The organism is Vibrio variabilis (assembly GCF_003263785.1).
GTDB classification, from domain to species: Bacteria; Pseudomonadota; Gammaproteobacteria; order Enterobacterales; family Vibrionaceae; genus Vibrio; species Vibrio variabilis.
Genome location: NZ_JYJK01000028.1, coordinates 1 through 715, shown reverse-complemented (window position 1 = coordinate 715; position 715 = coordinate 1). Strand labels below are relative to the sequence as shown.

General features: G+C 49.4%; 1 protein-coding gene. It reads right to left on the bottom strand.

Annotation, left to right across the window (positions count from 1 at the left end):
• Positions 1-715 (bottom strand): cadherin-like domain-containing protein (locus TZ48_RS04250; RefSeq protein WP_162674486.1); only part of this gene is annotated, 715 nt, incomplete at both ends.

The following is a 715-nucleotide window of genomic DNA, read 5'->3' as shown; positions in this document are numbered from 1 at the left end:
GGTGACCGTAGCGTTGTCGCCAGCGCTTAAGTTAGCCGCTGTCAGATCATCTCCGTCCACATCATTCGCTTGTGATAGCAATTGCTCTTGCGTCAGAGTAATCGAACCATCTTCGTCAACGGAGTAAGCCAAGTCACCTGAGACTGGTGCATCGTTCACAGCGATGACGTCAATGCCAGCAGTCGTCTCTGCAGTAGCACCGTCTTCGTCAACAACAGTCACGTCAAGGGAAACACTGCCGTTAAAGTTTTCATTTGGCGCAAAGCTGTAGGTGCCATCTCCGTTGTCGGTGAAGATACCATCAGTACCTGAGTAAGACACATCACTGACACTCATCTCGCCTTCCACATCACTTGAGTTAGCAAGTAGTTGGTCGTCAGAGATTGTGATGATGCCATCTTCATCGACTGAGTATGTGGTTGAACCGGCCACTGGAATGTCATTGACAGACTCAACCGTCACATCAATATTGGCTTCAGTGGTCGTTGTACCGTCGCTCACTGAGAAGCTTAGGTCGACTTCACCATTAAAGTTCTCGTTTGGTGCGAAGGTATACGTACCGTCACCGTTGTCGGTGAACACACCTTCTGTACCTGAGTAGCTCACATCGGCAACAGACAAGTCATCACCGTCAATGTCTGAAGCGCCAGCAAGAAGCTGCTCGTCAGTAAAGGTTAACGAGCCATCTTCTTGGATGGTATAACCCACATCTTCC